The organism is Flagellimonas taeanensis, from assembly GCF_003584105.1.
Taxonomy (GTDB): Bacteria; Bacteroidota; Bacteroidia; order Flavobacteriales; family Flavobacteriaceae; genus Flagellimonas; species Flagellimonas taeanensis.
Genome location: NZ_QXFO01000011.1, coordinates 132,088 through 158,134 on the forward strand (window position 1 = coordinate 132,088; position 26,047 = coordinate 158,134).

Sequence of the window (26,047 nt, forward strand, 5' to 3'; positions counted from 1 at the left end):
AGTCGCCCGGCCTGGAAATGTATGGGGTTTGCTGTTCTGCCTAGAGTTCCTACCCTACTTTTCCGCAAGTTCCTTGAGTTTGTCCAAGGCCTTGGGCCAAGTCGTATTAAAATATTCAAGGTAGTCCTCTGTCACATCGATTTCCACTGAGACCGTTGTGACCCCGTTTTGCTCACGGAAGGAATAATTTTCAAGACTGCCAGCCCATTTTTTCACCTGGGGACCTTCGGTGATTTCTTGGTCACCGTCCAAAATCCCGTAATGGTGAATGGAAACAAACTGGGATGGAACATTGTCCGCGATTTCTGAGACCATGCCGCCCTTTTTCCCATTTTCATCCGTTCCTACAAAGTAAATTTTTGACCCCTTTTTCCAGCTTCCCTCGTAGGTGGAGGTGGGATTGAACTCAGAGGTCCATTGCTCGTAGGTTTCGATGTGGTCCAAACCGAGCATGGTATTGTAAACCTTCTCGGCAGATGCGTTGATATCCTTTTTGAACTGTAGTTTTTTCATGGTTTGTTTGGGTTGAAAATTATGTTTTGGTCGTTGTGGGAATTGTTCTTTTGCAAAAGATACAACGGTTTCGTATAACTGTCAATTACGAGTTAATTTTCGTTAGCAATTACGAGTGGATTCGGGCGTAGTTGAATCCGCCGTAATCGCGGTTATACATTGTTGGCAACAGTATTTTCATTCAATTATTTTGGCCAATTCGGTTCGAACTTTCGAATGACACAAGGTTTTTCGGTTTCAAAAATTCCTTTTTTATAAGCTTGATAGTGCAATTCTGTTAATTTTTCAAATTCTTTTTTCCGAAGCCTGTCAACTTTTCTAGGAGACATAAAATCGTAAGTAGAAGCCAAAAATAAAATTATCTCCAGATTTTCACATTCCGATGGAACTGTAACAACTGACCATTCATAGCCGACTCCGGCAAAAATCAATTTATCCGTTTCTTTGGGTACTTTAATTTGGAAATATCCATTCAAGTCAGTTTGTCCGATTTTGATTGTGTCTTTGTCGAATATTTTGATTCCAATGGCACTTTCTAAAAATTGATCGATAGTTTTTCCTCTTAAAGTCCGTTGTCCAAATACAGAGAAAAAGCAAAAAAATAATGATATGAAAAATACTGTTTTAATTCTCAAAGTTTTCGGTTTTTCATATTGTTGCCAACTTGCCTATATAAGCATCTCCAGTAAAAATCAAAAAAAAATCCCAAATACCAATAGCACAAGGGATTAAAGCGATGGAAACGAGTGCAATCGTGTACAACCGTTTAAAATCGAACAAAAAAGAAAAAGGGCTCAGAGTACTTCGGCCAAGACCTCCCACACGTTTTCCGCCACCAGTTGTTGCCCCTTTTGGGTAGGGTGGATGCCGTCCCCTTGGTTCAGTTCAGGGATGCCCGCAACCCCTTCGAGCAGGAACGGGATCAAGGCAAGGTCTTCCTTTTGGGCCAGTTCCGGGAAAATGTCCCTGAACCCGGAAGTGTATTCAGGGCCCATATTGGGCGGGATCTGCATGCCGGCCAGCACAATGGTCGCCTGGGGCAATTGCTCCTGTATCATGTCCACCATCGCCTGAAGGTTTTTTCGGGTCTCTTCCAAAGGAATGCCGCGAAGCCCATCGTTGGCCCCCAGCTCAAGGACCACCACCGAAATATCATCATCCAGCACCCATGCCATTCGGTTTCTGCCGCTTGCGGTCGTCTCGCCGCTCAGTCCGGCGTTCACCACTTGGTAGTCCATCCCCAGCGAATCCAACTTTTCTTGGATGATGGACGGAAAGGCATCTGTCACATCCAGGCCATACCCAGCGGTGAGGCTGTCCCCAAAGAAGAGGATTTTCTTTCCGCTGGATTCCGCAGTGGTCTCTTCGGTGCCAACAGCTTCGGCATCTTGTTCCTTTTCCTTCGTCTTGCCCCCACAGCCTATGAGCAACAGGCACAAAAAATAACAAAAGATTAACGGCATGGCGGAGTGATGGCTTTGTACGGACATGGGCAATTTTCGTATTTTGAAGGTTTTAACCAAAAACAGGTTATGTCAAAGATATTAAAAGTTGAAAACCTAAATAAGACCTACCGGAGCGGGAACCATGACCTTACCGTGTTGAAGGAAGTTTCCTTTGAAATTGCGGAAGGGGAGACCTTTGCCATCGTGGGCCCTTCGGGGAGTGGGAAGACCACCCTCTTGGGGCTGTGCGCGGGTCTGGATGTGTCGCAGTCGGGGAACATTTGGCTGTGCGGCCAGAACCTCACCTCCATGAACGAGGACGGGCGCGCCCTGCTCCGAAACAGGCACGTAGGTTTTGTGTTCCAGGATTTTCAATTGTTGCCCACGCTCACCGCATTGGAGAACGTGGTGGTGCCGTTGGAACTCCAAGGATTCGGCAGGGCGTCGTTGGAACGGGGAAAGGAACTTCTGAAAAAAGTAGGATTGGGCGATAGGTTCCATCACTATCCTTCGCAATTATCGGGAGGGGAGCAGCAGCGTGTGGCCTTGGCCCGTGCCTTTTCCAACAGACCGTCCATTCTTTTTGCCGATGAGCCCACGGGCAATCTTGACGGGGAGACCGGCGCCAAGATAGAACAGTTGTTGTTCGAGCTCAATCAGGAATTGGGCACTGCATTGGTGATTGTGACCCACGATTTGGAATTGGCCCAAAAGACCAACAGAAGTTTAAGGCTAAGGTCGGGCAGTATGGAGCAGATGGCCCTATGAGCAAAATGGAAATGAAAAAAGCGGGCCTGTCATGGCTCATGCGGATGGCCTGGCGCGATGGGAAATCGAGTTATGGCAAATTGATACTCTTCATTTTTTCGATTGCTCTGGGTGTGACCGCTGTGGTGAGTATCTATGCTTTTAGCGAGACCCTTCGGGACAGTATTGCACAACAATCCAAATCCCTTGTCGGGGCAGATTATGTCATCGAGAGCGATAAGCCGGTAAATGAAAAGGTGCAGGGCATCATCGATTCGTTGGGCGGTGCCGGGGCGAGGGAGATCAGTTTTCTGTCCATGGCCGCCTTTCCGGGAAATATTGGTACAAAACTGGTGGAGGTCAGGGGACTGGAGGGCGATTTTCCGTTCTATGGCGAATTGGAGACCGAACCTGCATCCGCCGCAAAAAAATACAAGGAGGGGCAGGCACTTGTCGATGCTACCACCATGCTGCAACTGGACCTCAAACAAGGGGACAGTGTAAAAATAGGAGGGGTGACCCTGCCCATTGGCGGCATTTTGAACTCGGTTCCGGGCAACACCTCCGTCTTTGGGGCCATAGCGCCGCCTGTGATCATTCCTTTGGACTATATTGATGCCACGGGCTTGGTCCAAACAGGGAGCAGGATCGATTATAAATACTACTTCGTGGCCACCCAGGACCAGGATATGGTCCAACTCGAAGAAACCTTGGAACCCGTCTTGGAGGCCGAGGATGCCGACTTGGATACCCATACCTCAGAGGGCCGACGGATGGGACGACGGTACGACAGCTTTGGGAAATTCTTGAACTTGGTCGGGTTCATAGCCCTGTTGCTGGGCTGTGTCGGGATTGCCAGTGGCATGAACATCTACATCAAGGAGAAGCTGAAGTCCATTGCCATTTTGAAGTGCCTTGGGGCCACCAAACGGCAGACTTTTTTCATCTTTTTTATCCAAGTAGGGTCCATGGGGTTGATCGGTGGGGCCATCGGAACGGTATTGGCCTATTTCATACAGCAACTTTTTCCTATTGTGGCCGATGGCATGTTACCTTTGGACATTGAAGTGGGCATGTCTCCACAAAGTGTGCTTTTGGGACTTTCCTTGGGGCTCACCATGTCCATTCTCTTTGCACTCTATCCATTGATGCGAACACTTTATGTTTCGCCCTTGCAGACCCTTCGTGTGGTGGATGAAAGCGGGGCAAGGTCAAGAAAAGCGTCATGGGGCGTCGGTTTGGGTATTGTCCTTTTTGTATTCTGTTTTTCTTGGTGGCTGCTGGGGGATTTCCTCAATTCTCTATCGTTTGTGGGTGGATTGGCCTTGGTTTTTCTAATTCTTACGGGAATGACCTATGGGATGATGAAGCTTATTCGACGGTTTTTTCCCGTGGGATGGGGATTTATGGCCCGTCAGAGCCTCCGCAATCTGTTGGGGCCGCAAAACCAGACCTTGACCTTGGTATTGACCATAGGGATAGGCACATTTTTGATGAGCACCCTCTATTTTACGAAAGATATGCTCTTGGCCAAAGCGTCCATTGAGGACAAGGCCAATAGTGCGAACATGATCCTGATGGATGTGCAACGGGAACAAATGGATGCCGTGTCGGGCACCATTCAGGAACAAAAATTGCCCGTGATCGACAGGATTCCCATTGTCACCATGCGGGTCGAATCCCTAAAAGGGATCAATGTGGACGGGATTCGGAAGGATTCCACTTCCCAAGTGAGCGGGTGGATACTGAGTCATGAGTTTAGGGTCACGTATCGGGATTCAATCATCGGTTCTGAAAGTCTAGTGGAAGGTGAATGGTTCCCGACCGTTCCCGAAACCGGGGCAGTGCCCATTTCCGTGAGTGCCGATTTTGCGGAACAGGCCGGAGTGGGCATTGGTGATGGGGTCACCTTCAACGTGCAGGGAAGGATAATGGACACCCAGGTGAAGAGCATCCGAGAGGTGGATTGGACGCGCTTACAACCCAATTTTTCCATCGTATTCCCAAAGGGAATATTGGAAAATGCACCACAGTTTGGCGTAATCACCACTAGGGTCCCCAATGAAATGGTTTCGGCCACACTACAACAGCAATTGGTACAAACATTTCCGAATGTATCCATATTGGACCTTAAACGCATCCTTACCCTCATTGAGGATATCCTGAACAAAATGGGATGGGTCATCAATTTCATGTCGTTCTTCAGCATTTTTGTGGGGGCCATTGTGCTTTTGGGAGCCATTTATAACAGCAAACACTTGCGGATCAGACAGAGTGCCCTGTTGAAGACCTTGGGTGCAAAAAGTGCGCAGATCTTGCGGATGTTTGCCTTCGAATATGCCTTTTTGGGGATTTTGGGAGCGGCTTCGGGGGTGCTTTTGTCCCTGTTGAGCAGCCTTGCACTGTCCTGGCTTTTGTTCAATACCTCTTTTGTACCGTCCTGGGTTCCTTTTGTAATCATTTTCCCCAGTATTGTGCTTTTGGTACTGGTACTTGGCGTGAGCAATAGTTTTGGGGTGATCCGTAGCACCCCGCTCGAAGTTTTGCGCAAGGGCCATAATGGATAAAGCATTTGTAACGGATGGAACAGGTATTGTGATAGGTTGTTGGAGTATTGTCGTGTACCTTTGCTGAATAAAGTTGTCATGCCCAAAACACATTTTCAAAACATGAAAGTATCCCCATTTTTGTGCTTTTTTCTTGTGGTTCCTTGGATTTTTTTCGCCCAGGACCAAAAAAAGGATTCGATTACCCCCTTGTCCGAAGTGGTGCTCATCGAGAACGGTATCGAGAAGAGAACCACGGGCATTACCCCATCCAGTACTTTGGTGACGGCGCAGATGGAACGAAACGGACCGTTGGACATTGCGGCCACCATCAACCAAATATCAGGGGTATATCTACTGTCCGGCGCATTGAATACCAACCGTATCACCATCCGTGGGGTCGGTGCCCGAACACCTTATGGTACGGATAAGTTGCGCCTGTACTTTAACAACATTCCCGTGACCAATGGCGCTGGGTCTTCAGTAATTGAGGCCTACGATTTGGAGAACATGGGAGCCATTGAAGTGGTCAAGGGGCCAAAGGGAACTGCTTTGGGAACCAATCTTGGTGGGGCCATCATCCTGAATACCAAAGCCCCCGAAGCGGGCAGTACCTTTTTGGCGAATTCTGCTTCCTTCGGTTCCTATGAAATGTTCAAGAACAATTTGGCCTTTCGGCATTCGGAGAACGATTTCAACATCAGTTTGGTGTACAACCATCTCGAGACCAAAGGGTATCGGCAGAACAATACCTTTGAAAGGGATGGTCTGCTGCTCACTTCTTCCGTTAAAATGGGGAGTAGGGGCAAACTGGACCTGTTGTTCAATATGATCGATTATACAGCAGGGATTCCCAGTTCCCTGAGCCAGACCAATTTTGAGGAAAACCCCACCATGGCCGATGCCAATTGGTTGGCGGCAAAGGGATATGAGGCCAATACCTACACATTGGCCGGGATTACCTATTCGTATCGCTTTAAAGGCTCATTGCGGAACAGTACAAGCGTGTTCCATACCTATCTGGACCACTACGAACCACGTCCTTTCAACATTCTGGACGAGATCACGAACGGGTTTGGGCTGCGCTCCGTATTCAAGGGAAATCTCCTTGGAGGGAACTTTACATTGGGTGGGGAACTGTACAAGGACGAGTATAGTTGGGGCACTTTTGAAAATTTGTATGAAGAAAACGATGGGAACGGGAGCCTTCAAGGCGATAGATTGAGCGATAACAAGGAGTTTAGGAGCCAATTCAACCTTTTTGGTGCATTTGAACTGGATTTGACAGAGGATTTTTCCGCCCAAGTCGGAATGAATCTCAACAAGACCACTTACGATTTTAGGGACGTGTTCAATGCTGGGGAGGAGAACAAATCGGCAAGGCGCAGTTTCAGTCCCATACTTTCCCCAAGCCTGAAGCTCCGTTACCAATTACGGGAAGGACAAGTGTTTGCCAGTGTGGCCAGGGGATTCTCCAATCCTGGTTTGGAGGAGACTTTGACGCCCGAAGGGGTCGTCAACCCCGATATTTCACAAGAAAAAGGGTTGAGCTATGAACTGGGAGGGGAATTTTGGTTGTTGGATAGGTCTTTGCAAGTGAATGCCACGGTCTATTTGATGCATATCAAGGATCTATTGGTGGCCCAACGGGTGGGAGAGGACCAATATATTGGTCGGAATGCAGGAAAAACAAGACACAGGGGGCTGGAACTGGAAGCCAAATACTCCATTCCGGTTTCGACCATGTTCTCCCTATCACCATTTATGGCCTACACTTTGAACGACCATAGTTTTGTGGATTTTGTGGATGGGGACAACGACTACAGCGGCAATCCGTTGACCGGTGTGCCCAAGCATCGGATAAGTTCAGGTCTGGATGTTGCCTATGGCAAGGATGCTGTGCTGGGCATTTCCCATCAATATGTGGACGATATCCCTTTGACGGATGCCAACACCCAGAGCAGTGATGCCTATACGGTGATCAATATGTCGGCCAAGTATGCCATTCAGGTGACCGACCATTTCAAACTTAGGTTGAATGCTGGGATCAATAATGTTTTTGATACCCATTACGCAGGATCGGTATTGATCAATGCCGTGGGTTTTGGTGGCAATCAGCCACGCTATTTCTACCCGGCCAATGGAAGAAATTACTATGGAGGTCTTGGGCTTACATACCTCTTTTGAAAGCGATTCCCATCATTGAAAGCTCGTTCTGCCCGTCAATAAAATGTTGGTGGTGCCACCTCTTTCTAAATTTTCTTCCCATATAAGGTGTATCTTCTTTGGTAGGACCTACGTCTTTGGACAAACCTTGTCACCTGTAATTTGGAGTAATCGTATAACAGTACTGTGCCCAATACCAACCCTACGACGATAAAGGTCGCATTTTCAATTTTATAGTAGAGCAATCCCGAAATGATTCCTCCGGCCATGTAGGAAAACATGATGCCCAAGAGCAACTGCGCTTTTTGGATCAGTTTCTTGTCGTTCCTGAATTCTTTTTTGGTGAACATGGAGAACACCATCCCAAGATCCGTGGTCAGTCCTGTAAGGTGGGTGGTCTTTACCTTGGAATTGGATATACTGGCGGTCAGTCCATTTTGAAGACCCATGGCGAACAACATGGCGGCCACCAAGAACTCGGTTTCCTTGAGACTTTCCGTATAGAAATAGTGCAGGTAGATCCCAACGAACATCAAACAGGCCATTTCAAGAAACACGGGAATGGCATGGGCCATGTACCGTCCTGTGGGGGTATTGTTGTGTATGATGAGACAGTTGGAGGTAAAATTGCCCGCAAAGAACAGGAATATCCAGATCAGTACGACCGCCCCTTGGTACCAGTTCCCTTTTGCAATTTCTTGGGCCAATATGGCATAGTGTCCCGTTACATTGCTGGTAAAGGAAAAGAAAACGATGACCGAGATGACGTTCACCATACCGGCCGAAAAGGCGGTCAGTATACCTAATTTTAGGTTGTCCGAAAAACTTCTGTAATTGCTATATTTTCTGAGCATATTGTTTTTTTGGAATTCTTTTGAAGGTCATTTTTATGATGCCCCGGACCTGTAGATCGGAACTGAACTGGACCACCAGTTCATCCTTTGTGACTTCCACTACTTGATAGTCCTCGACGATATTGTTCTTGTGGTGCAGCTCCAAGATGTGGCCTCGCCCCTTGATGTTCCATTTCAGGTTTTCCTTGATTTCGTTCTCCTCCAAAAAGGAGAGGGTCCCATCTGGATTGAACCGCCAAGTTTCTGCCTCGTGGATGATAATGTTCTTGATGATTTCCTGCTTCTGGAGCCTATCAATGTCAAAATCCATCACATTGCCATGGTCGAGCTTTTCATATTTCCATGCAATTTCCTCCCATTCGCCCAGTATCAGTGTTTCTGGACTTTCTTGGTCCAAAAGGAACCAGGTGCTCAAGGCGAGCAACAGGGCGAAAAAGAGGTATATGGGACCTAATCTCATGCGTGTTGTTATTTTAATCCTGAAAGGAATACATTGGCGAATTGTTTTTTGCCCACGATTTCGCCTTCGGTCTGCTTTTCTTGGTCGAGATAGAAACAGGGCACGCCACATTTGGGAAACAGGGGCAGGGTATCAAAGCCTTTGGCTCCTTTGAAGTTCAAGACGCCATGCGGCGGCACAAAGATCTCGGAAATCTGTGTGGCATCCACAAAGTTCTTGATATAGGCAGAACTGTTGGAGGTAATGACCTCCACATACAGGGAATGGATTTTTGCCGGGTACTTGTTCTTTAGCACAGTACAGGCTTCCACAAATTCTTTGGATTGTAGCTCCCTAACCAATCTCGTTTTGGAAAAGAACAGTAGGTCAGTAATTGAATTGGACAATATGGTGCCATGTAGGAGCACTATCTCCAAGGGTTGGTCACCTGTTTCAACAATGGCTTTTCGGACCAGTTCCAATGATTTTACTGAAAAATCGGTAGGGATGAGAATCTTTTTTGTCTCCATGATAAAAGTTTTTCCAAAGGTACCGGCAGCGTCATTAGACCCATTTTAGAACCAGATTAGAAAAACCTTAGAATTATCGGGAGATATTAAAATAAGATTAAAGAGGACCGCTCCAAATGGGGATATTGATCTTTACAGAGGTCCCTTTGTTCTCTACAGAGGAAACATGGATGTCCCCGTTGTGCATCTTGATGATGTTTTTGCTGAGGGGAAGCCCAATGCCATAGCCGGCATAGTTGGACGTATTGGAGGCCCTGAAATACGGGTCGTATATATAGGGCATTTCCTTTTGTGGGATGCCGATACCGGAGTCCCGAACGATGATGACCACATGGGTGTCCGAGGCACCGAGGGCAATATAGACGGTTTTTCCGTCGGAATATTTACACCCGTTCACTACAATGTTGGTCAATGCCAAGTGGAGTAGGTAAAAATTGCCCTTCACTTTGAGTTTTTCATGGTCCTCGGGGAGCAGACTGAAGTCTAGGCTTATTTTAAACTTGGAATTCAGTTTTTGAACGGTTTCCTTGACATCCAGGATCAATTGATCGGTACGTAGCCTCACCAATTTTTGGGATTTACCATCAAAGCCTGTCTGTGCCAATAGCAAGAGCGCTTTGGTCTTGAGCTCCAATTTTTCCGCCTCGGCAAGAATGTCGGCCAGGGATTTTTTGTACTGTTCATGGTCCCTGTCCTTGGAAAGGGCATAATCCGCCTCCCCTATAATATTGGTCAAAGGTGTGTTGAGCTCGTGCGAAGCATTGCTGACGAAGTTTTTTTGGGTCTCGAAGGTTGTTTCCAGACGGTTCAGCATATCGTTGAAGGTCAGGGCCAATTTCCTGATGGAATCCTTTGTCCTTGGGATGGCCAAACGTAGGTGTAGATTTTCCGAACTGATCTTGTCCACTTCCTTGATGATCTGCTGCACTGGCCTTATCAGGGTTCTGGTGATCAACATGGAGACCAGTACGATGAGTAACAGGGCGTAGAGCAAGGAAGTGACCAATAGGTTGCGGAGATAGACTATGTGGTGCGAATAAAAGTAGTTGTCGGCCGAGACCACGACTATATATTCTGCCCCTTTTCGGGTCATATAGCGTATGCCCGAATAAAAAATGTTCCTGTCCCTATAACTTCCGGTGCCTTCTGTCAAAAGAGTCTGTATAAAAGGTTCGGGCAATATTTTTTGGTCCTCTTCCACCACAATTTCCTTTCCTTGTATGGGGAATATGTATTCTGCCTGATTGGGGAGTTTTTCCAAATATTCCTGCCTTATTTCTTTGATGACCGTGGCATTGTTCGGGTTGTCCAATTGGATCTTGGCCGTGGTGGCAGCCCTTATCTCCAAGCGTTTGTAAAAGTCGGCAAAGGAAAAATTGGAAATCGAGTAGTAGATGAAACCACAGAAGAGCAGCGTATATATAAAGAATACTGATATCAACAGGTATATGATCCGGTAATGTATCTTCATTTGTTTTCTTTTAGGGCATACCCCATTCCCACTACGGTTTGGATAACGCGTTCTTGGCCGTTCCTTTCGAGTTTCTTCCGGATATAGTTGACATAGACGTCCACTACATTGGTCCCGATGTCAAAATTGATGCCCCAGACCTCGTCCAACAGGTCGGTCCGTGAAAGTACTTTCTGGGGATTTTTCATGAACATCAGGAGCAATCGGTATTCTGTAGAAGTGAAATTGATCACCTCACCATTGCGCGTCACCATTTTTGTATAATCGTCCAAATGGATGTCCCCGAACGAGTAGTGGTTGCCATTCTTGAATCTGGAACTATCCATTACATCGGCCCTTCGGAGCAAGGTACGTAGGCGGGCCTTGAGCTCTATGAGCTTGAACGGTTTTGTGAGGTAATCATCCGCACCATTGTCCAGTCCCAAAACCACATTTTCCACGCTTCCGAGTGCGGTCAGCATCAAAATGGGAAGCTCGTCATACCCCAGTTCCCTAATTTTTTTACAGACAACCAACCCGTTTATGCCCGGCAAAAGAATATCCAAAATGACCAGACTTATCGGCATTTTTTCCAAGACCCCAATACCACTGTCACCGTCCTTTTTGTGGATCAGAGTATAACCATCTTCTTCCAGGCCTTTCTTGATGATATCGGCTACACTTTGTTCATCTTCAATCAATAAAATGGTACTCATGGGTCAATTTGTAAAACCCACAAAGATAGGCCGTTCCCAAATGGGAGAGGTTAAAATCACATTAAAATCAAATGTGGGTTTTGTACAGATGCCACCCTACTGGGCCATAAAAATCTCTTGCTGGAATTTGGAATGAATTGTTCAGGGGCACAGGAAATCAGGAAAAAATGACGGTCTTGTTGTTGTAGACCATCGTCTTCCTGCCTACATGGAGCTGTACGGCACGCGAAAGTACAATGCGTTCCAAATCCCTTCCCTTGGCAATGAAATCCTGTATGGAATGCGAGTGCGAGACTGCGGTCACATCCTGTTCGATGATGGGTCCCGCATCCAGATCGGCCGTCACATAATGGCTCGTGGCCCCAATGATCTTGACCCCGCGCTCAAAAGCAGCGTGATAAGGTTTGGCCCCCACAAAAGCAGGGAGAAAAGAGTGGTGGATGTTGATGATCTTTTGGGGATAGACATCGATCACCTTTGGTGATACGATCTGCATATAACGCGCCAAGACAATAAAATCCACTCCATGCTCCTGCAACAGCGCCAATTGCCTTTCTTCGGCCTCCTCCTTGTTGTCCTTACCCATGGGGATATGGAAAAATGGAATCTGGAACTGCCCGGCCACATACTCCAGGTCTTTGTGATTGCTCAAGATGAAGGGAATATCCACCTTCAGTTCGCCGGAATTGTACCGGCTCAGCAAATCATAGAGGCAGTGGTTGTACTTGGAGACAAAAATGGCCATCTTGGGCTTGTAGTCATCGGTGTAGATATCCCATTCCATCTGAAAGGCATCGGCCAGTTCTGCCTCAAACTTTGCCTTGAAGGTATCCAGGGCTATTTCCCGTTCAAATTCACTCTGCAACCGCATAAAAAATACACCGGCCTGTTTGTCCACATGCTGGTCCAGATAGACAACGTTTCCTTCTTGTTGATGGACGAAAGTGGTAACTGAACGAATGATTCCCGATTGATCGGGACAATGGATCAAGATAGTGAGCTTCATGGGTCGCTTTTGATAGGTCAAAATTATGGTATTCAAAAAAGGATGTCCAAACCCATTATCTTTTTTGTAAAATTCCAATCGAAATCAATTTTTATTTGCATTTTCTGTAAATTGCAAGGCAAAATCAGACCTCTTATTGCAGATGGAACAAAACAAGCCCTATAGCCCCAAGAACAAAATCAGGATTGTTACCGCAGCTTCCCTTTTTGATGGACACGATGCGGCCATCAATATCATGAGGCGCATTATCCAGGCCACTGGAGTTGAAGTAATCCATTTGGGGCATGACAGGAGCGTGGCCGAAGTAGTGGACTGCGCCATCCAGGAGGATGCAAATGCCATTGCCATGACCTCATACCAAGGTGGTCACAACGAATATTTCAGGTATATGTATGACCTGTTGCAGGAAAGAGGGGCGGACCATATCAAGATTTTTGGTGGCGGTGGCGGAGTGATCCTTCCAGAAGAGATCAAGGAACTGATGGATTACGGCATTGAGCGTATCTATTCCCCCGATGATGGTAGGGAAATGGGACTTCAAGGCATGATCAACGATTTGGTGGAGCGATGTGATGGCCCCACCCCGACACTCTCCAAAGGAGAGGATGTTTCAGAACGTCTCAAGAAAAAAGACGTCAATGCCATTGCAAGGTTGATTTCATTGGCCGAAAACAGACATGAGGAATTTGAAAAATTTCAGCCCCTTGTGGAAAAGCAACAGGGCAATGTGCCTGTTTTGGGAATCACTGGGACAGGAGGGGCCGGAAAATCCAGTTTGGTGGATGAATTGGTACGGCGATTTTTGATGGATTTCCCCGAAAAGCATATTGGGATCATTTCCGTGGACCCATCCAAACGAAAAACCGGAGGGGCCCTTTTGGGCGATAGGATCCGCATGAATGCGATCAACAACGAAAGGGTCTATATGCGTTCCTTGGCCACCCGCCAATCCAATCTGGCCTTGTCCAAACACGTTTCGGAGGCAGTGCAGGTGCTGAAAGCGGCCAAATATGACCTGATCATCCTCGAAACCTCGGGAATAGGCCAATCCGACACCGAAATTTTGGAACACAGCGATGTTTCGCTCTATGTGATGACGCCCGAATTTGGGGCGGCCACACAATTGGAGAAGATCGACATGCTGGACTTTGCGGATATTGTGGCCATCAATAAGTTCGATAAAAGGGGAGCTTTGGATGCACTTCGGGATGTGAAGAAGCAATATGCCCGCAACCACGGATTGTGGCATGCCAAAGAAGACGAGCTCCCTGTTTTTGGGACCATTGCCTCGCAGTTCAATGACCCCGGAATGAACAACCTCTACAAAAAGGTGATGGACACTTTGGTGGAAAAAGCAGGTTCCTCCCTCAGTTCAAGTTTGGAGGTGACTCAAGAAATGGCAGAGAAAATCTATGTGATTCCACCATCCCGAACCCGATATTTATCAGAAATTGCTGAAAGCAATAGAAACTATGATGCCAAGGCCAAAGAAGAGGCCAAGGTGGCCCAAAGACTCTATGGTATTTTCCTGACTTTGGCCGCTACTTTGGAAATGGAACAAGAAAAGGCGGAGGAATTGTTTTTGGACAAATCGGGCTTGAACGAAGAGAAAATAAAGTCCCATATCAAAAATGAGGCATCCGGGGCATTGGTGGACCTATTGGTGAAGGAGTTCGATAGGGTGAAGATGCACCTGAACCCCCATCATTGGAAGGTTATTTTAAAATGGAGGGAAAAGGTGGAACGGTACCGATCTGAATTCTATTCCTTCAAGGTCCGGGACAAGGAAATCAAGATAAAGACCCACACGGAATCCCTTTCGCATAGCCAGATTCCCAAAGTGGCCCTGCCCAAATACAAAGCATGGGGGGATATATTGCAATGGCTCCTTCAAGAAAATGTACCAGGAGAATTTCCATATACGGCAGGTCTGTACCCGTTCAAGAGGGAAGGGGAGGACCCCACCCGGATGTTCGCCGGGGAGGGCGGACCGGAGCGCACCAACCGTCGCTTCCATTATGTGAGCATGGATATGCCCGCAAAGCGCTTGTCCACAGCCTTCGATTCGGTCACGTTGTACGGAAACGACCCAGACCATCGCCCCGATATTTATGGGAAAATAGGGAATGCAGGCGTATCCATCTGCTGTTTGGATGATGCCAAGAAATTGTACTCCGGATTCGACCTGAGCAGCCCCATGACGTCGGTGAGCATGACCATCAACGGTCCTGCACCCATGCTCTTGGCTTTTTTTATGAATGCGGCCATCGACCAAAACTGTGAGAAATACATCAAAGAAAATGGCTTGGAGAAGGAGGTCCGGGACAAGATCAAGACCATTTTCAAGGAAAAGGGCACGCGGCAGCCCGAATATTATGGGGAACTTCCCAAAGGGAACGATGGTTTGGGGCTCCTACTCTTAGGAGTGACGGGCGACCAAGTGCTTCCAAAAGAAACTTACGAGGAAATCAAGGCAAAGACCTTGAACCAAGTTCGGGGTACGGTACAGGCCGATATATTGAAAGAGGACCAAGCACAGAACACCTGTATTTTTTCCACGGAGTTCGCCCTCAGGTTGATGGGAGATGTGCAACAGTATTTTATTGAACGTCAGGTCCGCAATTTTTATTCGGTTTCCATCTCGGGTTACCACATAGCCGAGGCAGGGGCCAACCCGATCTCCCAATTGGCGTTTACCTTATCCAATGGCTTTACCTACGTGGAGTATTATTTGAGCCGAGGGATGGACATCAATAAATTTGGGCCCAACCTTTCGTTCTTCTTTTCCAATGGGGTGGATCCCGAATATGCCGTTATCGGGCGCGTGGCCCGAAGAATTTGGTCAAAAGCGTTGAGGGAGAAATATGGGGCCGACCCAAGGGCACAGATGCTCAAATACCACATCCAGACCTCGGGAAGGAGCCTTCATGCACAGGAGATCGATTTTAATGACATTCGGACCACGCTTCAGGCCTTGTATGCCATTTATGATAATTGTAACTCATTGCATACCAATGCATATGACGAGGCAATCACGACGCCGACCGAGGAATCTGTCCGAAGGGCCATGGCCATCCAGTTGATCATCAACAAAGAATTGGGCCTGGCAAAAAATGAAAACCCGATCCAGGGATCATTCATTATAGAAGAGTTGACGGATTTGGTGGAAGAGGCCGTTTTGATGGAGTTTGACCGCATTACAGAACGAGGCGGCGTATTGGGCGCCATGGAAACGATGTACCAACGCTCCAAGATCCAAGAAGAGAGCCTTCATTACGAAACCTTGAAGCATTCGGGAGAATACCCGATCATTGGTGTGAACACCTTTTTGAGTTCAAAGGGGTCGCCGACCATTTTACCGGCCGAGGTAATCCGTGCCACCGAGACTGAAAAAGAAAATCAGATCACAACATTGAAAAACCTCCATGGGCGTAAGCAAGATGAAGCAGAAATCCAATTAAGGGAGCTTCAGCAGGTGGCCATCAACAATGGGAACATTTTTGAAAAACTGATGGAAGTGGCCAAGCACTGTTCGTTGGGCCAAATCACAAAGGCACTGTTCCAAGTGGGAGGGCAGTATAGAAGAAATATGTAGTGAGGGTCAGTCGTTCCTGTTGATCAGTGACTTTCTCCATTTTTTGAAGGAGATCCTAAAAGTCTTGATTTCCCTTCGGAGCAGGTTCAGGTATTCTTTTTCCTTAACACCGTCCCTTTCAAGGCCATTGCAGTAGGCCAAGATGTTGCGGGTCATGATATTGACAAAGGTGAGGCTCCTCATACGGACCGAGTGGGAGTTGCTCAAAGCGGCCTGCTCCACTTCCTTGGTGATCAGGAGGGCATCCGTCATCAATGATTGGGTAATGTCATCACGGAAACAGTCTATTTTTCGCAAAGACAGGATTTCCCTGTTATAGGAAAAATAGGATGCAACGGCTTCGCTCATCTCACGAAGGGCCAAAGATCTGCGATACACGGACAAAGAATCAAGGGAGTTTCTCTCCATTTTTCAAAAGCAATTTTCACCTATAAAATTACATACGGAATAAATATTCTTACTTTTGTTAGTAAAGTATAATCATTGTTTTACTTTTGAATGTAAAATTTATTGGGTATATTTCTTTCTATATGAAGATAGATGATCTTAATTGGCAAATCTTGGGCCATTTGCAGCGAAATGCAAGGGAATCCTTTGCCAATATTGGACGTAAGGTGGGCCTCACGCCCCCGGCCGTGGCCGAGCGGGTGAAAAAGATGGAGGACCTGGGAATCATTGAAGGATATAAGACCAATATTTCCTATGTCATGGCCGGTCACCAATTGACGGCCATCATTATGCTTCGGGCCTTTATGGGCAAGTTAAAACCCTTTCTGGAAAAGGTGAAATCCTTTCAGGAGGTAATCAATTGCTATCGGATCACGGGAAATGAGAACATCATCATGGAAGTGGTGCTGCGCGATCAGTCCCATTTGGAAAGGTTCATAGACGAGCTTATTGTCTATGGAGAATGCAGGACACACATTGTGCTGTCCAACGTGGTTTCGGATGCTCCGATAAAAAATGCGAAAAACGTCAAATAAAATCCATTAATTTTAGGGGACCCTCCCAGTCATTTGGCTAGGTTTTTGTTAATACTTGAATATGAAAAAAACACTGCTTCTGGCCTTTTTTTCCGCTTTTGCCGCCTCATTCGTCCTTTCACAGGAACAAATGGTGCTTAGAAAAGGAGAGATCATAGAGGCCATTCCCGTCCAGGATTCCGTCCAGAACACATTTTCACTCTATTTGCCCACCAACTTCAGTACGGACAAAAAATGGCCCTTGCTGATGATTTTTGAAATGGAAGGAAAAGAACGGCAGGCCATGTCCATGTTCGTGCAGGTTGCCGAAAAACAGGGCTATGTGCTGGCAGCTCCCAAAATGAGGGACACCGTTTCCTTGACCAACAGCATGATCGCTGTGAGCAAGTCATTGGAAAGAACAATGGGAATGCTGCCCATAGACAATGATCGAATCTATGCCGGCGGTGCAGCATCAGGTGGCCGATTTGCCAGTTTGACACCCATCCTGCTCAATGGGATAAAAGGGGTCATCTCTGTTGGTGCCTCCATTGCCAATAGGGAATTATTGAACCTTAAAGAGCCTTTTCATTTTGTCGGGATTGTGAGTAGGGAAAATTACAACTATACGCCCATGCTGAATGATGCAGAGCTGTTGGACAGGCTCAAATTCCCCAATCAAGTGTTGCTGTATGAAGGGGGGGGCGATTGGCCAAGCATAGACGACCTCGAAAAAGGAATGCAGTTCTTCACGTTGGCGGCCATGGGAAGGAGGCTCATCCCCAAGGACTCCCTGTATGTGGAAAGGGCATACCGGGAAGATCTTGACAAAGTCAATCAATTGCAAAGGACCGGGGACCTACTTTGGGCGGAACAGTTCATGACCGAAATGATGTCCGTTTATGGGGCACACAAAAACCTGGATTCCCTACGAACGGTGCAAAGGGACCTGCGCCGCGATAAGCAGTTCAAGGCAATGAAACGCAACGAAAACTCAGCATTCTTGAAGGAATCCCTATTGAAGGAGGACTACCTGTATTATATGGAAGAAGATGTATATACCCACAATTTCAACAACTTGGGTTGGTGGAACCATCAAATGGGTGAGATCAAAAAGTTCATTTCGGGATCTAATCCCTATGAGAAGCAGATGGGCCATAGGCTATTGGGATTTGTGAATGCACTGGCATTGGACAATATTGAAGTCATTCAATCGGATAGTGTAGTGGATGAGGATGCTTTGGCGTTCCTTTATATGCTAAAGACCATTTTGGATCCCGAAAACTTTGATTACTATTTAAAAACCATATCCCTTAGTGCTAAGAATGAGGATTTTGGTACGGCATTGTTCTATTTGGAAGAAGTGCTAAAAAAGGGCTTCAAGGACAGGGAAAAACTCTACAGTATAGAAAATACCGCCTTGTTCCGAATCACACCGGAGTTTAATGAGATGGTGGCCAAGTATCTAAAAGATGCGCGGTACGAGATGGATGAAAACTGATTTAATTTCACATAAAATATTGTTGATGAGATATTTGGCTATTTTTTTTCTTTTTGGATTGATGGTCGGCTGTGGGCGGGGAAAAAAATATCACGATGGTAAGAAGGAAGTACTGGAGTCATCTTTGGTGGCGGAGATTTTGGAATTCCAGGAAGAATTGGATGAAAGTTTCAAAGACCCGGAAACATCCCCTCTGACCGACAAGCATCGAAAGGATTTTGAGGGGCTCGATTTTTTTGAACCTGACACGTTATATATTGTAAAGGCCAGGTTTGAACGGACCCCGGACGCCATCCCCTTTTTTATGCCGACCACTACCGACAGGAAGACACAGGAAGTTTTGTTTGGCATAGCCCATTTTACCTTGAACGGGGCCGAGCACCAATTGGAGGTCTATCGAAGTTTGGACCTGATGGATCAAGAGGAGTACAAAGATTATCTGTTTTTGCCCTTTTTGGATGGGACCAATGGAGAGGAGACCTATGGCGGCGGCCGATATATTGACCTTTCCATCCCGGAGGGGGATACATTGGTCATCGATTTCAACAAGGCCTATAATCCCTATTGCGCTTACAATAAAAAGTACTCCTGCCCTCTAGTGCCAAGGCAAAATTATTTGAGAACTAAAGTGAGAGCAGGAGTGAAAAATTTTAACAAGGACTAAAAAAGCCTTGATCCAAGAGGAAAAAGGCTTTTCTATTGGTATTTGGTTGGGTTGTTGCTTTTTAGAATGAATAGATGGCCGCAAAAAGCACAGACGCCAAGCTCTTGGTTGGAGCCAAATCATTATCGATAAAGGCATCCTCGGCAGAACTATCCAAACGGATTTCGGGTTTCAGGATCAAATCCCCGATAGTGGCACTTCCGGTCAACGTAAGCGCTAGTACACTTCCGTCGCCATCAACGTCAGAACCTATGCTGGCAACATCTCCGAAGAAATCACCTGTCATAAAGTACTCGCCTCTTAAACCAAGGCTAAAGGTTTCGGATACTGCATATTGAGGGTACAACGCCACGCCTGTGAAAGATCCTCCATCATCTTCAGCACTGAAATGGGCTGCGTTCAATCCCAAGAAAAACTCCTCGGAAAGATCAAAACCACCGGTATAGTCAATCTCAAAACCACCTTGGCTGTACAAGAAGTTCAAGAACTGACCGGAATAGCCCAATTGTGCACCCACGGCATAATCACCGGTGGGGTTGAGCTCGGTAAGGTCGGTCGGGTTCATCACGGCAACCATGGCAGACCAATCGCTGCCCAAATCAAAATCAGCCTTCAGACCAGTGTGGCTAAATGGGCCATAGGAAAACAGGTAGGAAGTACTGTAGTTGAAGTTGGCCACTGGAGAGATGACCTCATACCCCAAAAAGGTATTGAAATTACCAAAAGTAAGGGTAACGGCATCGCTTACGTTCCAGTACACATACAACTGATTAATGATTTCTCCTGTGCCACCTCCTGCTGAATTAAGATATTGTGGAGAATTGAAAGTGGCATCTGAACCTCTGGGGCCAAAGACCAAATCGGCCACAAAACCTACTTTTTCGCCTTCGTAGGCCGCGATAATGTTGGCCATGCCCAAAGAAAATCCAGGAAGGTTGGCAAAGGAAGAACCAGGTGCAATGGCTTCTTCATCATTCGGAGCGGTAAGGTTGGCCCTGTAATAGGCATCCACGGAACCGCTGAAACTGAACTTGGGTTTGGTTTCTTCTTCTTGCGCCACAGCAGTGGTCACGGTCACGGTCAATAGGGCAAGAATGAAAATTTTTCCGAAATTTGTATTTATAATCGTTTTCATATCATAATCATTTAAGTTGTCCTTTTAGCGGAGGACGGTTAGTTGTTAAATTGTGAGTTTGATTGAAAAGGTTATCAACGGAGCGTTCTGCCAAACGCTCCGTTTCTTTTCTTGAGTTGTGAGTTTAATTGTTTTGGGAAGAAATGTGCTCGGGATAAGCCTCCACACCATGTTCATGAAGATCCAATCCATCAACTTCTTCTTCCTCGGATACACGTAGTCCAATAGTTTTCTTCAAGATGAAAAGAACTATGAAGGATGCCAAGGCAGCCCATAGGATATAGGCTAAAGAGCCATAGGTCTGTACCCATAGAAGCTTTCCGCTTCCACCGTATAAAAGTCCACCTTCCAATGCGAACACGCCGATTAGGACAGTTCCCAAAAAGCCACATACTCCGTGCACGGAAATGGCACCTACTGGGTCGTCTATCTTAAGCTTCTTGTCGATGAATTCAATGGAAAGTACCACTACAATGCCGCAAATAAGTCCTATGGCAAGAGCTCCCCATGCATTGACAGCACCACAACCGGCAGTAATACCTACCAATCCGGCCAATGCACCGTTCAAGGTCATGGAAATATCAGCTTTTTTGTACCTGGCCCAAGTGAAGAGCAACGCTGCAATGGCGCCAATGGCCGCTGCAATGTTGGTGTTGATGATCACGCTCCCGGCCGCTACGGTATCGTCGCCGCCCCAGGCCAATTGGGAACCTCCGTTGAACCCGAACCATCCCAACCATAGGATAAGGACACCAAGTGCTCCAAAGGCCATATTGTGGCCAGGGATGGCCTGTGCCTTTCCATCCACGTATTTGCCGATCCTTGGACCTACCAAAATGGCGGCCACCAATGCAGCGGCCCCACCTACGGCGTGCACCACGGATGAACCTGCGAAATCCACAAATCCAGCGGTGTTCAACCAAGCATCATCATCAAAAGGCCAATACCAGCTACCGGAAATAGGGTAGATCAATGTGGTAAGCACGGCTGAAAAAATAAGATAGGTCGAAAATTTCGTCCTTTCCGCAATGGCCCCGGAAACAATGGTTGCCGCAGTGGCACAAAACACGGTCTGGAAGAATAGGTTGTACCAATCCGATGCACTGAAAAAGAAATAACCTTGATCGGATGGGCTGCTCCTAAAGAAGCCGCCACCCACTAGGTCGCTGCCGTACATGATGCCGTAACCTAAGGCCCAGAACATGATGGAACCTATCGCAAGGTCCATAATGTTCTTCATGATGATGTTACCGGAGTTCTTGCTTCGCGTGAACCCTATCTCCAACAAGGTGAACCCTGCTTGCATAAAAAATACTAGAATGGCCGCAATGGTGATCCACAGTGCGCCCATGTCGCCAGTGATGGCCTCAATGGCTTTATCTATCGCTTCTTGTTCTTGTACAATCATAATCTAAGTTTTTGTGTTAATCTGGTTGTGTTTTAATTGATTCCGGCGCTGCCACTTTCCTTGGTCCTGATCCTGTAGGCCTCGATCATATCTGAGACGAAGATTTTCCCATCACCGACGTTTCCTGTGCTAGCGGTGTCCAAAAGGACATTGATGGTCCGCTCCAGGAAATCATCGGACACAACGATAACCAAATACCTTCTCTGTATATCGCTGGTGCTATAGGAGATCCCGCGATACACATGTCCTTGTTTTTCATTTCCAACCCCCGTTACATCCCAGTAACTAAAGAAGTTGACCTCGATTTGATGAAGTGCTTTCTTCACCTCATCAAACTTGGATTTTCTAATAATTGCCTCGACTTTTTTCATAATGAAGTAGTTAATTGATTTGCCAAATATATGTTAATCAATACAAGGCCGTCAAAATTTATGGGTATAACTGAAAATTTTTATTGTTATAAAAAAAATACCCCTAAATTTTTAGGGGTATTCAATTATAGATTACATAAAATTATTTATTTGTTTATTTTTTCTTAACAATTATCTTAAACAAATGAATTTTGTCAATCATAAAGTTGGTTTATGATGACAATTGTTGAATTTTTAACGTTTTTTAACTGAAAAAATGAAATTTGTAACTAGGAGATAAGTTTGGCCAGCCAAAGCCCCAAAACGACGGCCAAGATACCCACGCCTATGCTGGACAACATATATAAGGCAAAGTTGAGGAGTTCACCATTGCGTAATAAATGGTGTTTTTCAAAGGCGAAGGCCGAAAAGGTGGTAAAGCCTCCGCAGAAGCCGGTCGCCAAGAAGAGGGCGCCATTGGATGAAAGAAGATTGCCTTTGGTTGTCAGGCCAAGAACAAAACCAATCAGTAAGCAACCGATCATATTGACTATGAAGGTGCCCAAGAAGAAATTTTGAAAAAGGGGATTAAGGGGTTTGGAGATGAGATAGCGAAGAACGCTTCCCAATCCACCTCCCAGAAAAACAAGAAAAGCCTGTTTCATACCCCTAAAGGTATAAATTAAACAGCTTCTTTGTACTCAGTTTCAGAAGTCTCGCGGGGGAAGAGTTTAGTAATGGGACTTTCTGAAAGTTTGAGGATTGGTTTTTTGAACCTTTTGCCAGATCTGTTGACGCTGAAAATCAACAGAATTGCATTAATTGCAAGCAAAACGAATAAAATGCTAAGGAATGAGGTCATTTGTCGATGCTAAATTAATGTTAAACAAAAGTACGTGTTTTCCTATAATATACGTCCCAAACCCTACTTTAAGTTGTGAAAGAGGTCATTTTTGTAGTGAAGGCAATATTGGTGTTAATTTTTGAGAAAGTGTTTGATCAGGAAGAGGATTATTATGAAGGTTATAAAAGAAATCAAGATTTGTACAACACCTCTGTAGTTTTTTTTATGCAATTTTTTGTCCTTTCTATAGGAGAGAATGATGACAATGACAAAGGCAATGAAGAAAAATGCGGCAAAAATGAGCTGTCCCGTACTGAACATATTTTTATTTTTGCACAAATCTAAACCAAATCAAGGGTAATGGAAAGTAAAATCAAGGCAGTGGAGCTTTTCCACAATTCATTTGGATTGGGTGTTTCCCATGAGCCCAAGGCCAGCTTGGGAGAAGAAAAAAATCTACTTAGGTTCAATCTCATGGACGAGGAGAACAAAGAATATTTGGAAGCGGCCAATGATGGGGACCTGGTGGAGGTCGCAGATGCTTTGGGAGATATGCTGTACATTCTCTGCGGTACCATTTTAGAGCATGGGATGCAGTATAAAATTGAGGAGGTCTTTGAGGAGATACAGAAAAGCAACATGAGCAAACTGGGGTCGGATGGCAAGCCCATTTACCGGGAGGACGGCAAGGTACTCAAGGGCCCCAACTACTTTAAACCGGATATCAAGACCATCATGGACAAATAAAAAAGGCACCTCTTGGTGCCTTTTTTGTTAGATGACCTCGTAGCGCCATCCAAATTTATCTTCGCTCCGATTATATTGGATATCGGTGATTCGTTTTTTGAGGCGAGAGGCATAGCTGTCGGCCAGTTCTGGAAGATCGTAGTCCACGCCCTCATAGCCAAAGGCTGATATGGGGGATACCACAGCTGCGGTACCCGCTCCGAACATTTCCTTCAGTGATCCGTTTTTTGCCGCATCGACCAGTTCGTGCACGGAAACCTTTCGGACCTCGGTCTTAATGCCCTCGTCCTTGGCAATGTCCAAGATGCTCTTTCGAGTGATACCGTCCAGGATGCGATCGTTGGTCGGGGCCGTGAGCAAAGTGTCATTGATTCGGACAAAAACGTTCATGGCACCCGCTTCTTCTATGAATTCATGGGTGTTGTCGTCTGTCCAGATGACCTGTTGGTAGCCCTTCTCGGCGGCCAGTTGGGTGGGGTAGAACTGCCCGGCATAGTTTCCACCGGCCTTGGCATAACCCACACCTCCATTGGCGGCACGTGAATAGGTCTGCTCTATCAGTACCTTCACCTTCCCAGAAAAATAAGCTCCGGATGGGGCACAGGCGATGATGAACTTATATTCGCCAGCGGGAGAGGCATGGAAGCCTTTGCCGGAGGCAAAAACAAAGGGCCTTATATATAAGGAACTGCCCGGGTTTTTGGGAATCCAGTCACTTTCCAGTTGGATAAGGGCCGTCAACCCTTCCATAAAATGGGCTTCGGGAAGTTCAGGAATGGCCAATCGCTTAGCAGATTTGTTCAATCGCTTGAAGTTTTCCAGCGGACGGAAAAGCCATACTTTTTCATCTTCGTCCTTATAGGCCTTCATACCTTCAAAGATGGACTGTCCGTAATGGAAAATCTTTGCGGAAGGATCTAATGTAATGGGTTGGTAGGGTACTATTTTGGGAGCACTCCATTCCCCGTTCTTATAATCACAGACCAACATGTGGTCGGTATATACGCTTCCAAATGAAAGATTGTCAAAATCGACATCCTTTATTTTGGAGGTCTTGGCCTTTTCTATAGCTATGTTATTAACCATTGTTTCCATATCACTTACATTTTCAATGTTAAAATTAGCTATTTATTGTTAGTTTTGAATGTTTTCCAAATCGATTTTTTATACTTGATCTACAAATTTTTAAACGTTATTGAAAATGAAGCTTTTTAACACTTTTGCTGCCGTATTGTTAGTGGTTTTGTGCCAAATCTCCTGCAAGCAGGAAACCATAAAAGGAGATTATTTTGGTGAGGAATTCAAGATTTCCAACAAAGTGGACAAGACATCGGCCCTCTATGAAGGACTTGTGGCCACAGATACCTTGCAGACCCAGATGATGGGAGAGGTAACGGAAGTTTGCCAGGCCAAGGGATGCTGGATGAAAGTGAAATTGGACTCTGAGGACGAAGTATTTGTCCGTTTCAAGGATTATGGTTTCTTTGTGCCCAAAGATGCGGCAGGAAAAAAGGTGGTGATGAACGGGGCGGCCTTTTTGGAGGAGATGTCCGTTGAGGACCAGAAACACTACGCTGAGGATGAAGGTGCCTCCGAAGATGAATTGGCCCAGATCACGGAGCCCAAAAGGACCCTGCGTTTTGAAGCGGATGGGGTACTTATAGGCAACTGACCTTGAAACGCAAGATCATCCTTACTGCAGATGGTTCCAAGACCATCCAGATAGAGGATTGGGACGAACAGTACCACTCCAGGCACGGTGCGGTGCAGGAAGCCTACCACGTATTCATAACGCACGGACTTCGATTGTTCGCCAATCGGAAAATCAGCCTTTTGGAAATAGGTTTTGGAACAGGCCTTAATGCGCTGATCACCTTATTGGAAGCCACCAAGTTGAACCTCAAAATCGACTATGTGGGCATTGAGGCATTCCCTGTTTCCATGGAAGAAGTGGCGGAATTGGGATATTGTGCACAATTGGACTGTATGGAAGAACAAGGAGAGTTCCAAAAAATGCACGAAAGCCCGTGGGAAGAACCATGTCCTATTACAGATGGGTTTGTTTTGACCAAGCAGAAAAAAGATTTTCTCAAAGTAGGTGACAAAAATCTGTTCAACCTCATTTATTTTGATGCATTTGGTGCCCGGGTACAGCCGGAACTTTGGACCGAGCAAATTTTTTCCAAGATGTACGATGCACTTCAGCAACAGGGTGTTTTGGTCACCTATGCGGCCAAGGGTAGCGTAAGACGGGCCATGCAGGCTGTCGGATTTACTGTTGAACGATTGCCGGGACCACCTGGAAAAAGGGAGATGCTCCGCGCTACAAAAAACTGACCTTTTGCCAATCTTCTGTTAACGTTGACAGTTTTGGCCATCATAAAAAGTTCTAAAGTTTAAACATTTGTGTTAAACCTTAATTAACGTCT

26 protein-coding genes are annotated in these 26,047 nt (G+C 46.2%); 10 read left to right on the forward strand and 16 right to left on the reverse strand.

What is annotated here, in order from left to right; all coding sequences use genetic code 11:
- Nucleotides 1-54 precede the first annotated feature (54 nt).
- The 3 genes from D2V93_RS05355 to D2V93_RS05365 all read right to left on the reverse strand — a co-directional run bounded on the left by D2V93_RS05355 (nucleotide 55) and on the right by D2V93_RS05365 (nucleotide 1,976).
- Nucleotides 55-513: an SRPBCC family protein gene (locus D2V93_RS05355; protein WP_119618708.1), complete on the reverse strand. Its 459-nt coding sequence runs from the start codon at nucleotides 511-513 to the stop codon at nucleotides 55-57.
- A gap of 185 nt (nucleotides 514-698) precedes the next feature.
- Entirely contained in the window at nucleotides 699-1,148 is a 450-nt protein-coding gene (locus tag D2V93_RS05360) for a carboxypeptidase-like regulatory domain-containing protein (RefSeq protein WP_119618709.1), read from the reverse strand.
- 159 nt (nucleotides 1,149-1,307) lie between these two features.
- The gene (locus D2V93_RS05365; protein ID WP_245978099.1) at nucleotides 1,308-1,976 is read right to left on the reverse strand and encodes an arylesterase; all 669 of its coding nucleotides are present in this window, start codon (nucleotides 1,974-1,976) and stop codon (nucleotides 1,308-1,310) included.
- Nucleotides 1,977-2,045: 69 nt separating this feature from the next.
- Between D2V93_RS05365 and D2V93_RS05370 the strand changes: the two genes are divergently transcribed.
- From D2V93_RS05370 to D2V93_RS05380, 3 genes are all read left to right on the forward strand, one after another.
- On the forward strand, nucleotides 2,046-2,726 hold the full coding sequence (locus D2V93_RS05370) for an ABC transporter ATP-binding protein (protein ID WP_119618711.1): 681 nt from the start codon (nucleotides 2,046-2,048) through the stop codon (nucleotides 2,724-2,726).
- Nucleotides 2,727-2,737: 11 nt separating this feature from the next.
- Nucleotides 2,738-5,272 carry an ABC transporter permease gene (locus D2V93_RS05375; RefSeq protein ID WP_245978100.1) on the forward strand — a complete coding sequence of 845 codons (2,535 nt, stop codon included), beginning with the start codon at nucleotides 2,738-2,740 and terminating at the stop codon, nucleotides 5,270-5,272.
- Nucleotides 5,273-5,374: 102 nt separating this feature from the next.
- Nucleotides 5,375-7,438 carry a TonB-dependent receptor family protein gene (locus tag D2V93_RS05380; RefSeq protein ID WP_119618846.1) on the forward strand — a complete coding sequence of 688 codons (2,064 nt, stop codon included), beginning with the start codon at nucleotides 5,375-5,377 and terminating at the stop codon, nucleotides 7,436-7,438.
- A gap of 65 nt (nucleotides 7,439-7,503) precedes the next feature.
- Here D2V93_RS05380 and D2V93_RS05385 read toward each other — a convergent pair whose 3' ends face one another.
- From D2V93_RS05385 to purU, 6 genes are all read right to left on the reverse strand, one after another.
- The gene (locus tag D2V93_RS05385) at nucleotides 7,504-8,271 is read right to left on the reverse strand and encodes a YoaK family protein (RefSeq protein ID WP_119618712.1); all 768 of its coding nucleotides are present in this window, start codon (nucleotides 8,269-8,271) and stop codon (nucleotides 7,504-7,506) included.
- On the reverse strand, nucleotides 8,255-8,731 hold the full coding sequence (locus D2V93_RS05390; RefSeq protein WP_119618713.1) for a hypothetical protein: 477 nt from the start codon (nucleotides 8,729-8,731) through the stop codon (nucleotides 8,255-8,257). Before D2V93_RS05390 ends, D2V93_RS05385 begins: the two co-directional genes overlap by 17 nt.
- A gap of 8 nt (nucleotides 8,732-8,739) precedes the next feature.
- Nucleotides 8,740-9,240 carry an adenine nucleotide alpha hydrolase family protein gene (locus D2V93_RS05395; protein ID WP_119618714.1) on the reverse strand — a complete coding sequence of 167 codons (501 nt, stop codon included), beginning with the start codon at nucleotides 9,238-9,240 and terminating at the stop codon, nucleotides 8,740-8,742.
- A gap of 97 nt (nucleotides 9,241-9,337) precedes the next feature.
- Nucleotides 9,338-10,711, reverse strand: coding sequence for a sensor histidine kinase (locus tag D2V93_RS05400; protein WP_119618715.1), 1,374 nt, complete (start codon nucleotides 10,709-10,711; stop codon nucleotides 9,338-9,340).
- Nucleotides 10,708-11,406 (reverse strand): response regulator transcription factor, encoded by a 699-nt coding sequence (locus D2V93_RS05405; RefSeq protein ID WP_072877228.1) that lies wholly within the window; start codon nucleotides 11,404-11,406, stop codon nucleotides 10,708-10,710. Before D2V93_RS05405 ends, D2V93_RS05400 begins: the two co-directional genes overlap by 4 nt.
- Nucleotides 11,407-11,563: 157 nt before the next feature.
- The gene (gene purU / locus D2V93_RS05410) at nucleotides 11,564-12,412 is read right to left on the reverse strand and encodes a formyltetrahydrofolate deformylase (RefSeq protein ID WP_119618847.1); all 849 of its coding nucleotides are present in this window, start codon (nucleotides 12,410-12,412) and stop codon (nucleotides 11,564-11,566) included.
- A 142-nt stretch (nucleotides 12,413-12,554) separates the two neighbouring features.
- On the opposite strand from purU, the gene D2V93_RS05415 reads away from it, so the two are divergent.
- The gene (locus tag D2V93_RS05415; RefSeq protein WP_119618716.1) at nucleotides 12,555-16,007 is read left to right on the forward strand and encodes a methylmalonyl-CoA mutase family protein; all 3,453 of its coding nucleotides are present in this window, start codon (nucleotides 12,555-12,557) and stop codon (nucleotides 16,005-16,007) included.
- Nucleotides 16,008-16,013: 6 nt separating this feature from the next.
- Here the strand turns inward: D2V93_RS05415 and D2V93_RS05420 are convergent, their stop codons facing one another.
- Complete coding sequence (locus tag D2V93_RS05420; RefSeq protein ID WP_072877232.1) at nucleotides 16,014-16,415, reverse strand: hypothetical protein; 402 nt, start codon at nucleotides 16,413-16,415, stop codon at nucleotides 16,014-16,016.
- Nucleotides 16,416-16,537: 122 nt separating this feature from the next.
- On the opposite strand from D2V93_RS05420, the gene D2V93_RS05425 reads away from it, so the two are divergent.
- The 3 genes from D2V93_RS05425 to D2V93_RS05435 all read left to right on the forward strand — a co-directional run bounded on the left by D2V93_RS05425 (nucleotide 16,538) and on the right by D2V93_RS05435 (nucleotide 19,134).
- Complete coding sequence (locus tag D2V93_RS05425; RefSeq protein ID WP_072877852.1) at nucleotides 16,538-16,990, forward strand: Lrp/AsnC family transcriptional regulator; 453 nt, start codon at nucleotides 16,538-16,540, stop codon at nucleotides 16,988-16,990.
- A gap of 61 nt (nucleotides 16,991-17,051) precedes the next feature.
- On the forward strand, nucleotides 17,052-18,470 hold the full coding sequence (locus D2V93_RS05430) for an alpha/beta hydrolase (RefSeq protein ID WP_119618717.1): 1,419 nt from the start codon (nucleotides 17,052-17,054) through the stop codon (nucleotides 18,468-18,470).
- A 25-nt stretch (nucleotides 18,471-18,495) separates the two neighbouring features.
- Nucleotides 18,496-19,134, forward strand: coding sequence for a DUF1684 domain-containing protein (locus D2V93_RS05435; RefSeq protein ID WP_119618718.1), 639 nt, complete (start codon nucleotides 18,496-18,498; stop codon nucleotides 19,132-19,134).
- Nucleotides 19,135-19,195: 61 nt separating this feature from the next.
- Here the strand turns inward: D2V93_RS05435 and D2V93_RS05440 are convergent, their stop codons facing one another.
- The 5 genes from D2V93_RS05440 to D2V93_RS18815 all read right to left on the reverse strand — a co-directional run bounded on the left by D2V93_RS05440 (nucleotide 19,196) and on the right by D2V93_RS18815 (nucleotide 23,192).
- Entirely contained in the window at nucleotides 19,196-20,269 is a 1,074-nt protein-coding gene (locus D2V93_RS05440) for a porin (protein ID WP_119618719.1), read from the reverse strand.
- Nucleotides 20,270-20,393: 124 nt separating this feature from the next.
- Nucleotides 20,394-21,677: an ammonium transporter gene (locus D2V93_RS05445; protein ID WP_119618720.1), complete on the reverse strand. Its 1,284-nt coding sequence runs from the start codon at nucleotides 21,675-21,677 to the stop codon at nucleotides 20,394-20,396.
- Nucleotides 21,678-21,709: 32 nt separating this feature from the next.
- On the reverse strand, nucleotides 21,710-22,048 hold the full coding sequence (locus D2V93_RS05450; RefSeq protein WP_072877242.1) for a P-II family nitrogen regulator: 339 nt from the start codon (nucleotides 22,046-22,048) through the stop codon (nucleotides 21,710-21,712).
- 269 nt (nucleotides 22,049-22,317) lie between these two features.
- Nucleotides 22,318-22,692 carry a fluoride efflux transporter CrcB gene (gene crcB / locus D2V93_RS05455; protein WP_072877244.1) on the reverse strand — a complete coding sequence of 125 codons (375 nt, stop codon included), beginning with the start codon at nucleotides 22,690-22,692 and terminating at the stop codon, nucleotides 22,318-22,320.
- Between the two features lie 311 nt (nucleotides 22,693-23,003).
- Nucleotides 23,004-23,192, reverse strand: coding sequence for a hypothetical protein (locus tag D2V93_RS18815; protein ID WP_072877259.1), 189 nt, complete (start codon nucleotides 23,190-23,192; stop codon nucleotides 23,004-23,006).
- A gap of 39 nt (nucleotides 23,193-23,231) precedes the next feature.
- Between D2V93_RS18815 and D2V93_RS05470 the strand changes: the two genes are divergently transcribed.
- A complete protein-coding gene (locus D2V93_RS05470; RefSeq protein ID WP_072877261.1) occupies nucleotides 23,232-23,618 on the forward strand; it encodes a pyrophosphohydrolase domain-containing protein in 387 nt (128 codons plus the stop codon).
- A gap of 27 nt (nucleotides 23,619-23,645) precedes the next feature.
- On the opposite strand, the gene D2V93_RS05475 is transcribed toward D2V93_RS05470, so the two are convergent.
- Nucleotides 23,646-24,713, reverse strand: a complete 1,068-nt coding sequence (locus tag D2V93_RS05475; RefSeq protein WP_177190017.1) for a branched-chain amino acid aminotransferase — start codon at nucleotides 24,711-24,713, stop codon at nucleotides 23,646-23,648.
- 106 nt (nucleotides 24,714-24,819) lie between these two features.
- On the opposite strand from D2V93_RS05475, the gene D2V93_RS05480 reads away from it, so the two are divergent.
- Together D2V93_RS05480 and mnmC2 are read left to right on the forward strand one after the other, a co-directional pair.
- A complete protein-coding gene (locus D2V93_RS05480) occupies nucleotides 24,820-25,290 on the forward strand; it encodes a DUF4920 domain-containing protein (RefSeq protein WP_119618721.1) in 471 nt (156 codons plus the stop codon).
- A gap of 2 nt (nucleotides 25,291-25,292) precedes the next feature.
- Nucleotides 25,293-25,955, forward strand: coding sequence for a tRNA (5-methylaminomethyl-2-thiouridine)(34)-methyltransferase MnmC2 (gene mnmC2 / locus D2V93_RS05485; RefSeq protein ID WP_119618722.1), 663 nt, complete (start codon nucleotides 25,293-25,295; stop codon nucleotides 25,953-25,955).
- Nucleotides 25,956-26,047: the final 92 nt, after the last annotated feature.

Excerpts from the sequence above, each read along its gene's own strand:
- D2V93_RS05355 (WP_119618708.1), bottom strand. The coding sequence starts at position 513 with ATGAAAAAACTACAGTTCAAAAAGGATATCAACGCATCTGCCGAGAAG.
- D2V93_RS05365 (WP_245978099.1), bottom strand. The coding sequence starts at position 1,976 with ATGCCGTTAATCTTTTGTTATTTTTTGTGCCTGTTGCTCATAGGCTGT.
- D2V93_RS05370 (WP_119618711.1), top strand. The coding sequence starts at position 2,046 with ATGTCAAAGATATTAAAAGTTGAAAACCTAAATAAGACCTACCGGAGC.
- D2V93_RS05375 (WP_245978100.1), top strand. The coding sequence starts at position 2,738 with ATGAAAAAAGCGGGCCTGTCATGGCTCATGCGGATGGCCTGGCGCGAT.
- D2V93_RS05380 (WP_119618846.1), top strand. The coding sequence starts at position 5,375 with ATGAAAGTATCCCCATTTTTGTGCTTTTTTCTTGTGGTTCCTTGGATT.
- D2V93_RS05385 (WP_119618712.1), bottom strand. The coding sequence starts at position 8,271 with ATGCTCAGAAAATATAGCAATTACAGAAGTTTTTCGGACAACCTAAAA.
- D2V93_RS05390 (WP_119618713.1), bottom strand. The coding sequence starts at position 8,731 with ATGAGATTAGGTCCCATATACCTCTTTTTCGCCCTGTTGCTCGCCTTG.
- D2V93_RS05395 (WP_119618714.1), bottom strand. The coding sequence starts at position 9,240 with ATGGAGACAAAAAAGATTCTCATCCCTACCGATTTTTCAGTAAAATCA.
- D2V93_RS05400 (WP_119618715.1), bottom strand. The coding sequence starts at position 10,711 with ATGAAGATACATTACCGGATCATATACCTGTTGATATCAGTATTCTTT.
- D2V93_RS05405 (WP_072877228.1), bottom strand. The coding sequence starts at position 11,406 with ATGAGTACCATTTTATTGATTGAAGATGAACAAAGTGTAGCCGATATC.
- purU (WP_119618847.1), bottom strand. The coding sequence starts at position 12,412 with ATGAAGCTCACTATCTTGATCCATTGTCCCGATCAATCGGGAATCATT.
- D2V93_RS05415 (WP_119618716.1), top strand. The coding sequence starts at position 12,555 with ATGGAACAAAACAAGCCCTATAGCCCCAAGAACAAAATCAGGATTGTT.
- D2V93_RS05420 (WP_072877232.1), bottom strand. The coding sequence starts at position 16,415 with ATGGAGAGAAACTCCCTTGATTCTTTGTCCGTGTATCGCAGATCTTTG.
- D2V93_RS05425 (WP_072877852.1), top strand. The coding sequence starts at position 16,538 with ATGAAGATAGATGATCTTAATTGGCAAATCTTGGGCCATTTGCAGCGA.
- D2V93_RS05430 (WP_119618717.1), top strand. The coding sequence starts at position 17,052 with ATGAAAAAAACACTGCTTCTGGCCTTTTTTTCCGCTTTTGCCGCCTCA.
- D2V93_RS05435 (WP_119618718.1), top strand. The coding sequence starts at position 18,496 with ATGAGATATTTGGCTATTTTTTTTCTTTTTGGATTGATGGTCGGCTGT.
- D2V93_RS05440 (WP_119618719.1), bottom strand. The coding sequence starts at position 20,269 with ATGAAAACGATTATAAATACAAATTTCGGAAAAATTTTCATTCTTGCC.
- D2V93_RS05445 (WP_119618720.1), bottom strand. The coding sequence starts at position 21,677 with ATGATTGTACAAGAACAAGAAGCGATAGATAAAGCCATTGAGGCCATC.
- D2V93_RS05450 (WP_072877242.1), bottom strand. The coding sequence starts at position 22,048 with ATGAAAAAAGTCGAGGCAATTATTAGAAAATCCAAGTTTGATGAGGTG.
- crcB (WP_072877244.1), bottom strand. The coding sequence starts at position 22,692 with ATGAAACAGGCTTTTCTTGTTTTTCTGGGAGGTGGATTGGGAAGCGTT.
- D2V93_RS18815 (WP_072877259.1), bottom strand. The coding sequence starts at position 23,192 with ATGTTCAGTACGGGACAGCTCATTTTTGCCGCATTTTTCTTCATTGCC.
- D2V93_RS05470 (WP_072877261.1), top strand. The coding sequence starts at position 23,232 with ATGGAAAGTAAAATCAAGGCAGTGGAGCTTTTCCACAATTCATTTGGA.
- D2V93_RS05475 (WP_177190017.1), bottom strand. The coding sequence starts at position 24,713 with ATGGAAACAATGGTTAATAACATAGCTATAGAAAAGGCCAAGACCTCC.
- D2V93_RS05480 (WP_119618721.1), top strand. The coding sequence starts at position 24,820 with ATGAAGCTTTTTAACACTTTTGCTGCCGTATTGTTAGTGGTTTTGTGC.